The organism is uncultured Clostridium sp. (assembly GCF_934754925.1).
GTDB lineage: Bacteria > Bacillota > Clostridia > Clostridiales > Clostridiaceae > Clostridium.
This window is the reverse complement of the sequence record NZ_CAKVJA010000060.1, coordinates 1-11,441: the sequence shown is the minus strand read 5'-3', so window position 1 is coordinate 11,441 and position 11,441 is coordinate 1. Positions and strand designations below refer to the sequence as shown.

6 protein-coding genes are annotated in these 11,441 nt (G+C 28.5%); all 6 read right to left on the bottom strand.

Annotated elements, in window-relative coordinates; genetic code table 11:
• Window positions 1-402: 402 nt before the first annotated feature.
• A complete protein-coding gene (glgD, locus tag Q0G30_RS12980) occupies window positions 403-1,509 on the bottom strand; it encodes a glucose-1-phosphate adenylyltransferase subunit GlgD (protein WP_294390808.1) in 1,107 nt (368 codons plus the stop codon).
• Between the two features lie 21 nt (window positions 1,510-1,530).
• Window positions 1,531-2,688 carry a glucose-1-phosphate adenylyltransferase gene (locus tag Q0G30_RS12975; protein ID WP_294390805.1) on the bottom strand — a complete coding sequence of 386 codons (1,158 nt, stop codon included), beginning with the start codon at window positions 2,686-2,688 and terminating at the stop codon, window positions 1,531-1,533.
• A gap of 255 nt (window positions 2,689-2,943) precedes the next feature.
• Entirely contained in the window at window positions 2,944-4,782 is a 1,839-nt protein-coding gene (locus Q0G30_RS12970; RefSeq protein ID WP_294390801.1) for a glycoside hydrolase family 13 protein, read from the bottom strand.
• 7 nt (window positions 4,783-4,789) lie between these two features.
• The gene (locus tag Q0G30_RS12965) at window positions 4,790-7,225 is read right to left on the bottom strand and encodes a glycogen/starch/alpha-glucan phosphorylase (protein WP_294390798.1); all 2,436 of its coding nucleotides are present in this window, start codon (window positions 7,223-7,225) and stop codon (window positions 4,790-4,792) included.
• A gap of 27 nt (window positions 7,226-7,252) precedes the next feature.
• The gene (gene glgA / locus Q0G30_RS12960; RefSeq protein ID WP_294390795.1) at window positions 7,253-8,689 is read right to left on the bottom strand and encodes a glycogen synthase GlgA; all 1,437 of its coding nucleotides are present in this window, start codon (window positions 8,687-8,689) and stop codon (window positions 7,253-7,255) included.
• 13 nt (window positions 8,690-8,702) lie between these two features.
• A complete protein-coding gene (glgB, locus tag Q0G30_RS12955) occupies window positions 8,703-10,727 on the bottom strand; it encodes a 1,4-alpha-glucan branching protein GlgB (RefSeq protein ID WP_294390792.1) in 2,025 nt (674 codons plus the stop codon).
• Window positions 10,728-11,441: the final 714 nt, after the last annotated feature.

The following is an 11,441-nucleotide window of genomic DNA, read 5'->3' as shown; positions in this document are numbered from 1 at the left end:
CAAAGACCATTTACTCTGTCGCACCGAAGCGACTTCCTTATCTTATCACCGAACTGTTTTTCTGTCAACACTTTTTTCAACATTTTTGTTGTTTTGTTAACTTACTTAATTTTATGTCTTTCGACTTATCGGTTGTCCCTTTGGACAAGACTTATAATATCATCATATTAACATATTAACTAATACTTTATTATTATATTCATAAATTAATTCTCTTTTACTTTATTTTTCATAAATTTTCTTAATAATACTTATATTGATACACAAGGATACGTTCACTTATTTAATTTGAATATTCAATCAAATATATTTGAGTTTTTTCCTTATATATATTTATTATGTAAAAAAGAGAGTTAAAATATACATTTATTTTAACTCTCTTTTATTCTTAATTACTATTTTTTAAACTACTCTTTTCTTAGGAATAATAACTGGATTATTTTCTAATCCCTTTACCTCTTCATTATCATCAATTAATGTTCCCTTATCTGTAATTGTGTTACTCATAGTTACATTATTACCTATGACAGTATTCTGAAGTATAACACAGTTTTCAATTACACTTCCTTTTCCAATATAAACATTTCTTCCTATAACGCAATTTCTAACTGTTCCTTCAATATATGAACCATTAGCAATAATAGAATTTACTACACTACTTGTTTCAGTATATTGTGTTGGGCATGCATCTTTTGGTTTTGTATATATAGGGAAGTTATTGTAGAATAATTCCTTATTTACCTTTTCATTTAAAAATTCCATATTAGCATCGTAGTATGCTCCTATAGAGTTAATGCAAGCTAAATAGCCCTTGAATTCATATCCTCCAACTTTTAATTTATCTATATTTCCATTAATATAATTTTTTATCTTTTTATATCTTCCACCTCTAATGCATTCATATATCATATCTATAAAAAGATCAGTTTTCATTATATACATTTCCATATTTATATTTGCACTATTCTTTAAACCTACATTTTCTCCAACACCTATTACTCTATTATTATCATCTAGGTTTAAAACTTGACAATCAATAAAATTATCTTCTACATGTTTAACATTTTTATATACTGTTGTTACATCATTACCTTCCGCAATGTGATATTTAATTAATTCATTATAATTTATATTGCAAATCATATATGATGAACAAATTAAAGTGTACTCTTTCTTACTATGATCGAAATAGTCTATATTTTCTAAGAAATTATGAACATCATCATGTACAGGATCAATATCGCCAAAATTAAATACCTTTAACCCATCTTTCTTACGGTGAATATCCCAAGGTCTACCATTTGTTAAATGATCCATTAGAGATCTTGATTTATTTTTTGTAAATATTCCTATTGCTTCAATTCCTGAATTAGTCATATTAGATAATACAAAGTCAACAACTCTATATCTACCTGCTATAGGTAAAGATGCTAAAGGTCTGCGTCTTGTTAACTCCGTAGTTTTTTGTTCATTTTCATCTAAGTTTATTATACCAATACAATTATTCATATTTTCCCTTTACCCCCTATACTATACTTCCATTTCATCTACTACAGTTCCACTTTTAACATCTTCTTTAGATGCTATAACAGATATTTTCTCGCCATTACCTATCTTACAATCTTTTCTTATCTTTGCTTCTCCACCGATAATAGCTTTATTAATTACTACATTATCTCCAATTTTAGCATCTGTCATTATTACAGAGTCTTTTATTACAGTATTTTTACCTATATAAACTCCTTCAAATAATACAGAATTCTCAACTGTTCCATGTACTGTACATCCTTCAACTACTAATGAGTTTTTAACATTTGCATCTTTTCCAATATATTGTGCTGGTCTTACAGGACTAACAGAATATATCTTCCAATCATCTTCATATAAATTTAATCCACTTTCTCTCTTTAATAAATCCATATTAGCTTCCCAAAGACTGCTTATAGTACCAACATCCTTCCAATATCCCTTGAATGGATAAGCTACTAATCTTCTACCCTCATTTAACATTTTAGGAATTATGTTCTTACCAAAGTCATTACTAGATTCTTTATCTTTTTCATCTTCCTTTAATGCTTGTCTTAAGATTTTCCAATTAAATATATAAACTCCCATTGAAGCCATATTACTCTTAGGATTAGCAGGCTTTTCTTCAAATTCATATATTGATAAATCATCATTAGTATTCATTATTCCAAATCTACCTGCCTCTTCCATAGGAACTTCAATTACTGCTATCGTAGCTTCAGCATTTTTTTCCTTATGGAATTGAAGCATTTTATCATAATCCATTTTATAAATATGGTCACCTGATAAAATTAATACATACTCTGGATCATATCTATCCACAAATTCAATATTTTGATAAATTGCATTTGCAGTACCCTTATACCAATTTCCACCCTTTTCTTCTTGATATGGAGGTAATATACTTACTCCTCCATCTCTTCTATCCAAATCCCATGGACTACCTATTCCTATATGTGCATTAAGCTCTAATGGTTTATATTGAGTTAATACTCCAACTGCATATATTCCTGAATTTGAGCAATTACTTAAAGGGAAATCTATTATTCTATATTTTCCTCCATAAGGTACTGCTGGCTTAGCCAATTTTTTTGTTAAAACACCTAACCTTGATCCTTGTCCTCCTGCTAATATCATAGCAACCATTTCTTTTTTTCTCACTATTTTCCCCATCCCCTCTAACTTAATACTATACAATTAATGTATTTACTAAATTACATTTTCTTATTTATGTTAATTTGTAATTTTGCTATAACTAAGTTCTTTTTATAGTACATATTTATTTATAAAAACTAGATATATTTTTATATCTATGTTTTTTTCTTAACTTTTGAATAAATTTACATTATTATATTTTTTTTGAAATTATACTTTAAAAAGTAAGGCACTTTGAAGTTATAAAAGTGCCATACTCTTTTATAAAACCTTTAATATTATAAACTCATGTGCTTTTATTAAAATGTTTATTTTTCTATTTTCTACTACATATTCTTTATCTTTATCTAGTAAATCTAGAATATCTCCATCTATATTGTCAATTAATATATTTTCTTCTTTTTCCATCATATTAACTACAATAATTATTCTATCACTATTTAAAATTCTCTCGTATCCTAATATACCATTGTTATTTTCCAAGAATTCTATTTCTCCACTTTTTAAAGCTTCTTCTCCAACTCTAATAGCTGATATTTTTTTATAGAATTCTAATATATCTTTATTTTCCTTTCCCCAAGGATATGATTTTCTATTATCAGGATCTTTTCCACCAGTCAAACCGGCTTCATCTCCATAGTATATTAACGGGACACCTGGTAATGTCATCTGAATTACTACTGCTTCTTTTAGCAGATTAACATTATTATTTAGCATAGTTAAGACTCTTTCAGTATCATGATTACCAAGCATATTCATAGTTGAATAAAAATATTCTTTAGGGTAGTTTTCTTTTAATGATAAGTATTTTCTTATAAAATACTTGCTTCCTATATAGTTTCTAACCAAATCTAAAATTATTTGTCTTAAAGGATAATTAGTTACTGAATCTAGTTCATTCCCAAATAGATATTCTCTTTTTCTATTATAACTAACCTTATTAGATGCATCTTCCCACACTTCACCAATTAATACACCATCTGATTTTACTTCTTTAAGTTTCTTTTTTAGTATTTTAATAAATTCATCTGGTAATTCATCGGCAACATCTAACCTCCAACCGCCTGCACCAAGTTTTAGCCATTTTTCTATTACAGAATTTTTATTTCTAATTATATAATCTAAATAACTTGGATTAAGCTCATCTACATTAGGCATATTAGAAAATCCCCACCATGTCTCATATAACTTAGGATAATCATTAAATCTATACCACCTATAATATGGAGACTGCAAAGACTGATAGGCACCTAAAGAATCATAATTCCCAAATTTATTAAAATATTTACTGTCACTTCCTGTATGACTAAAAACCCCATCTAATATAATTCTCATGCCTAATTTTTCTGCTTCTCTACATAAATCTTTAAATATTTCTTCGTCTCCAAACATAGGATCTATTTTTTCGTAATCACCTGTATCATATTTATGACAGCTAGGAGAATCAAATATTGGGTTAAAATATATAACACTTACTCCTAGTGATTTAATATACTTCAATTTCTTTTTTACACCTAAAAGATTGCCACCATAAAAATCCCATCTAACTATATTTCCACTCATATCTTTTATATACATTGGACTATCATCCCAATTTCCATATATAAAAGTATTCTTTTTAGGATTTAGAACTTTACCTTCCTCTTCTCCATTAAAAAATCTATCTACAAAAATTTGATATATTATTCCTTCTCTATACCAACTTGGTACATCTTTCTTGGAGTATATGGTTATCTGATAGCTTATTGGTTCATTAAAGTATATCTGACCTATTCCACCTAGTGACTCTATATTATTTCCATAAATAATATTTCTTCCATAATAACTTACTCTAAAATAGTAATATATTAACCCTATATTGTTTGATGTATCTACTTCAACTTCGTAAATCCAATTATTTACGCTATCATTCCATCCTATTTCGTTCATTTGAATTTCTATCTGATTGTTATAAAAATTTATTAAATTAATGTAAGCTAAACATCTTTTACTTGTCCATAATCTGATTCGCACCTTATTTCCTATACTAACTGCACCAAAAGGATTCCTTAATTCAAGATTGTGAGAATCATGGAAAATTTGTATATCATCCAACTCCACATTCCCCCTATAGATTTTTATATATTACAGTTGAACCCCAAATGCCTGTTGCATATTCTTTAATAGTTCTATCAGATGAGAATATTCCTGAATGTGCTATATTAACCCCACACATTCTTTGCCATCTTTCCTTATCAATATATAATTCATTAACCTTTTCTTGTGCCTTTAAATAGGAATCAAAATCTTTTAATACAAAGAATTCATCATTATAAGTTAATAAATTCTCATATATAGTTCTAAATCTATCCTTATCCCTAATATACTTACCATTTATTAAATCATTAGTTACTCTTTGCAATCTTGGATCTTTATTGCATACATCCCAGGATGAATAACCACCATTTTTATGATAATTTAATACCTCTTCAGCATTTAATCCAAAAATAACAATATTATCTTCTCCAACTTCATCTTTGATTTCAATATTTGCTCCATCTAATGTTGCAATAGTTATTGCTCCATTCATCATGAATTTCATATTAGATGTTCCTGAAGCTTCTTTAGTTGTTGTTGAAATTTGTTCACTTAAATCAGTTGCTGGAATTATCTTCTCAGCTAATGAAACTTGATAATTATCTAACATTACAACTTTAATTTTCTGATTAACTCTAGGATCATTGTTTATAGTCTCCGCAACTCTACAGATTAATTCAATTGTATTTTTAGCTAAATAATAACCTGGTGCAGCTTTTCCAGCAAAAATAAAGGTTCTTGGTATTATGTCCAAATTAGGATTATCAATTAGTTTATTATAAAGGTCCATTATTCTTAAACAATTTAAAGTCTGTCTTTTATAAGCATGAATTCTTTTTATTTGAACATCAAAAATCGAATTCGTATCTATAACTATTCCTTTACTTTTATAAATTTCTTTTGCTAACTTATCTTTATTACCTTTTTTTATTTCTCCAAGTCGTTTTAAAACACTTCTATCATTAAGATAATTCTTGAAGTTTTCTAAATCTGTTGGATGCTTTATAAAACTATCTCCAATGGTATCTAATAAGAGCTTCGTTAAATCGGGATTAGACCTAATTAACCATCTTCTATGAGTTATACCGTTAGTTTTATTATTAAATTTTGAAGGATATAAATAATAAAAATCAGACATTTCTTTTTTCTTTAATATCTCGGTATGAAGTTTTGCAACTCCGTTAACACTATGGCTGCCTACTATAGCTAAATTGGCCATTCTTACATAACCATCTCCTATTATAGCCATCCTTGATATTTTATCCCATTGGCCTACATATTTATTCCAAAGTTCTTCACAATATCTCTTGTTTATCTCTTCTATAATCATATAAATTCTTGGTAGTAAACTCTTAAACATATCAACTGGCCATTTTTCTAATGCTTCAGCCAAAATTGTATGATTAGTATATGAAATTGTATTTTGAGTTATTCTCCAAGCATTCTCCCAAGACAATCCTTCTTCGTCAAGTAATATTCTCATTAACTCTGGAATTGCTAATGTTGGATGCGTATCATTAATGTGTATTGCTATCTTTTCATCTAGTAATTTTATATCTCCGTTGTGCTTTTTATAATGTCTTACTATACTTTGTATTCCTGCAGAAACAAAAAAATACTGTTGTTTTAACCTAAGCATTTTTCCTTCATAGAATGAATCTTCTGGATATAGAACTAATGATATTGCTTCAACTGAATTTTTATAAGATATTGCTTTTAAAAAATCTCCCCTACTAAATGATGAAAAATCAAACTCATTAGATACAGGTTCAGCACTCCATAATCTTAGAGTATTTACTACTTCATTTTCATATCCAACTATAGGAGTATCATATGGCACTGCTAGAACTGGTTCATAGTTAACATGGGTAAATGTTAATTTATCATTTACATAATCAGAAACAATTGTTCCCCCAAATTTAACTATTTCAGCTTTATCTTGTTTCTTTATTTCCCATACATTACCTTCTCTTAACCAATTATCTGATGCTTCAACTTGTTGGCAGTCAACTATTTTTTGTTCAAAAAATCCGTATTTATACCTTATTCCACATCCATGTCCAGCAATATTTAATGATGCCATAGAGTCTAGAAAACAAGCTGCTAACCTACCTAGGCCACCATTACCTAAGCCTTGATCATGTTCTAGATTTTCAATTTCTTCTAAATCAATATCTAATTCACTTAATGCTTCTTTACAAATATCTCTTATTCCTAAGTTCAAAAGAAAATCACCTAATAGTCTGCCTAATAAGAATTCCATTGAGAAATAGTATACTTGTTTTTCTCCAGTTTGGTTATATCTTTTATTAGTATCCATCCATGTACTAATTACATAATCTCTAACCAGACTTCCCAATGCTTCGTATTTTTGTTGATTACTTCCTTCTTTTAATTCCTTCCCATGTAATTGAACGAATTTATTGTTATAATCTCGTTTAAATGAATTCTTATCGATTGATAGCATATATCTACCTCCTAATAGCTTGATCCATTAAGGTCTCTTAACTACTCCTTCATATAACCACTTATATTGCATAGCTGATTTTTCCCAACTATTATCTGAATTCATAGCTTGTCTGATTATGTTATTCCAAGCATTTTTATCGTTGTAGATTGTTAATGCATATTCTATTATTTGCATTAATTCATTTGAATTAAAGTTTTTAAAGCCAAATCCATTCCCTACTCCATTGTATTTGTTATAAGGGGATATTGTGTCTTTTAGTCCTCCTGTTTCTCTTACAATAGGAATTGATCCATACCTTAATGCTATTAATTGACCTAATCCACAAGGTTCAAATAATGATGGCATTAAGAACATATCAGTTGCAGCATATATTTTATGTGCTAAAGCATTATCAAATTTGATATTAGCTGAAACCTTATCTGGATATCTATATTGTAAATTCTTAAATGTTTCCTCATACCAATAATCGCCTGTTCCTAATATAACAATTTGTATATCTCTTTGAAGAAGTCTATCTATCATATTAACTATCAAGTCACACCCCTTTTGATGAGTCAATCTAGATATTAGACCAATCATAGGTGTATCCTTCTTTTGTGGCAATCCTAACTCTCTTTGTAAAGCTAATTTATTTTCAAGCTTATTGCCTAAAGAGTTAATACTAAAATTCTTAAATATAAACTTATCATCTTGTGGATTAAACTCTTCATAATCTATTCCATTAACTATTCCCATTAAATAATAGCTTTTACTTCTAAGAAATCCATCTAATCCTTCACCATATTGTGGTGTTTTTATTTCTTCTGCATAAGTATTACTTACTGTTGTGATTTGATCACAATAATTTAATCCACCCTTTAAAAAGCTTACTGAACCATCTAACTCAACACTTCCATTAACTAATGGCATATAGTCATAACCAAATAATTCTGGTAATACTTTAGGTGAAAAACTTCCTTTAAACAATAAATTATGAATTGAAAATACAGTTTTTATTTTTGAATAAAATAAATCTTTTTTATATTCTAAATTAAGTAATACAGGTACCATTCCTGTTTGCCAATCATTACAGTTAATTAAATCTGGTTGCCAATCAACTTGCTTAATAAACTCTAAAACAGCTCTATTAAAAAATGCAAATCTTTCTCCATCATCAAAATATCCATATAATCCATCTCTATTAAAGTAGTATTCATTATCTATAAAGTAATATATTACTCCCTTATATTGATATTGAAAAACTCCACAATACTGATTTCTCCAGCCTACAGGAACTGTAAACCACTTTATAAACTGTAATTTTTGTTTAAATTCATCTTTTATATTTTTATACTTTGGTATTACTACCCTGACATCTACACCCAATTTTATTAATGATTTAGGTAATGCTCCCATTACATCACCTAACCCCCCGGTTTTAATAAATGGATGCGCTTCTGATGCCGCAAACAATACTTTCATCTATTCACACTCCCTATTTAGATTTATTATTTACTCTTAAAATAATAGCTGCCATTGGTGGAACTTTAATTTTTATTGAATATGGTTGATTGTTATGAGCAATTTCTTCTGCTACTAACTTCTCAGTCATTACTTGACCTGATCCTCCGTAAATTTCACTATCAGTATTAAAATCTTGTATATATTCTCCTAACATTGGAACACCAACTCTAAAATCATATCTAACTACAGGAGTATAATTACATATAAATATTAGACATTCGTCACTTTGACTATCCCTTCTTATGAAAGAATATATACTTTCATCGCAATTATCTGCATCAATCCATTCATATCCTTCTGCCTTATAATCACTCTCCCATAAGGCTTTATTTTCTTTGTAGTAATGGTTCATATCTTTAAAGAATTGCTGAGTCTTCTTATGCATATCATAATCTTCGATCAAATTCCATTGTAACTCCTCATACTCACGCCATTCTATAAACTGACCAAGCTCAGATCCCATAAACATTAATTTTTTTCCTGGATGCCCCATCATATGTGCTAAATAAACTCTAACTCCAGCAAACTTATTCCAATAATCTCCCCACATTTTATTTACAAGTGAACCTTTTCCATGTACAACTTCATCATGTGATATAGATAATATGAAATTCTCTGAATAATGATATGCCATTGAAAAAGTAAGTTTATGATGATGATACTTTCTATTTATTGGATCCTCTTTAATATATTTTAAAGTGTCATTCATCCATCCCATATTCCATTTAAAATTAAAACCTAATCCATCTTCTTCAATAGGCTTAGATATTTTAGGCCATGATGTAGATTCCTCAGCAATTGTCATTACAGTAGGAAATTCTTCATGAAGTGCAGTATTATAATCCTTTATAAACTGTATCGCTTCTAAGTTTCCATTTCCACCATAGATATTAGGCATCCATTCTCCATCATTTCTTCCATAATCAAGATACAACATGTTTGATACTGCATCGTTTCTAACTCCATCTATATGGAACTCCTTTACCCAGTAAAAAAGATTTGATATTAAGAAACTCTTAACCTCTGGTCTTCCTAAATCAAAATTAAATGTTCCCCATCCTTTATTATCTCTTTTCCACTCTTCTTCATATTCATAAGTTGGAGTTCCATCAAACATATATAATCCATGTGCATCTTTACAAAAATGACTTGGAACCCAGTCTAATATTACTCCTATTCCAACCTTATGCAATTCATCGATTAAATGCTTAAAATCATTTGCATTTCCATATCTACTAGTTACAGAATAATATCCTACACCTTGATATCCCCAAGAAGCATCTAATGGGTGTTCTAATACTGGTAATATTTCCACATGAGTATATCCCATGTCTACTAAGTACTTAGGTAATTCTTTCGCAATTTCTTTATATGTTAAAAAATCTCCATTTTTAGTCTTCCAAGATCCTAAATGCATTTCATAGATATTAATTGGACTTTCATACATATTGAATCTTTTTCTTTTCATCATCCAACTTCTATCATTCCATTTATATTTAACATTTTCACTAATTATTGATGCAGTATTTGGTCTCTTCTCAGATTCAAAAGCGTAAGGGTCTGCTTTATATTTATGTTCACCATGCATAGTTTCTATTGAGTACTTATATTTTTCTCCTGGTTCTAATCCCTCTATAAATATACTCCATAATCCTAAATCTGATACCTTTTCCATCTTATAATCTTCTTTTATTTCAAAATTAGAAAAATCACCTACAACATAAACACTTTTTGCTCTAGGTGCCCATGTCGTAAATCTAACTCCTTTTTTTCTCTTTTCAGAAACAACATGTGCTCCCATAAAGGCATATGCTTCATAGTGCTTTCCTTCATGAAATAAAGAAATATTATCTACATTTAATTCACATTTTACCTTCTTTTTAACATTTTTATTATCTAAACTTTTACTATTTATCTTCTTATTTAGTGATTTAACATCTTCAATTGTCTTTTTTTTACTATTCTTCTTAACTGCTACTCCAGCTTCTCCTCTCATGTAAATCCCCCCTAATCTTTATACTATTGTAATTTTTCCCAATACAGAAATTGTTTCTCTATTATATAATTCTATCATCAAGCTTTTATACTCTTCAACTCCTTTTAACCGACATTTAATCTAATAATCCTCGCTTCATTTTTTCATAACTATATTATTTGTGTTGCATTTTGTCGTTTTAACTTTTTGGGTATATTTTCTTGTCTATATTTGGGTATTTTTTTTACTTTAATGTATAACTTTAATACTTCATCATATACAATTATATGTCTATAAAACTTTTATATTACTTATATAGTTTTTAAATTTAGTAGTATCAATAAATAATTAATTATATTATTTAATTTTATTTAACTGCTTAATTATAAAATTTGATGCTCATCTATCCTCTCTAAATAAGGTTTTATATATTTGTCTTTTCTTATTTATTACAAAAAAAGTACCTAGCATAAACTAAGTACTTTAAAATAGCTGATACATTCTAAAAAATAAATTTTTACTCTCCATTAATCTCTAATAAGTTTTTCTGAAAAGACATAATAGTCTTTTATATTCCTCAGTAGAGACTATCTCTAATTCATTTTATATTATTTTATTGCACAAAAAAGGTACTTAGTATAAACTAAGTACCTTACTCTACCTGGCAACGTTCTACTCTCCCACACAGTCCCCCGTGCAGTACCATTGACGCTGTAGAGCTTAACTTTCCTGTTC

Excerpts from the sequence above, each read along its gene's own strand:
- glgB (WP_294390792.1), bottom strand. The coding sequence starts at position 10,727 with ATGAGAGGAGAAGCTGGAGTAGCAGTTAAGAAGAATAGTAAAAAAAAG.
- Q0G30_RS12965 (WP_294390798.1), bottom strand. The coding sequence starts at position 7,225 with ATGCTATCAATCGATAAGAATTCATTTAAACGAGATTATAACAATAAA.
- glgD (WP_294390808.1), bottom strand. The coding sequence starts at position 1,509 with ATGAATAATTGTATTGGTATAATAAACTTAGATGAAAATGAACAAAAA.
- glgA (WP_294390795.1), bottom strand. The coding sequence starts at position 8,689 with ATGAAAGTATTGTTTGCGGCATCAGAAGCGCATCCATTTATTAAAACC.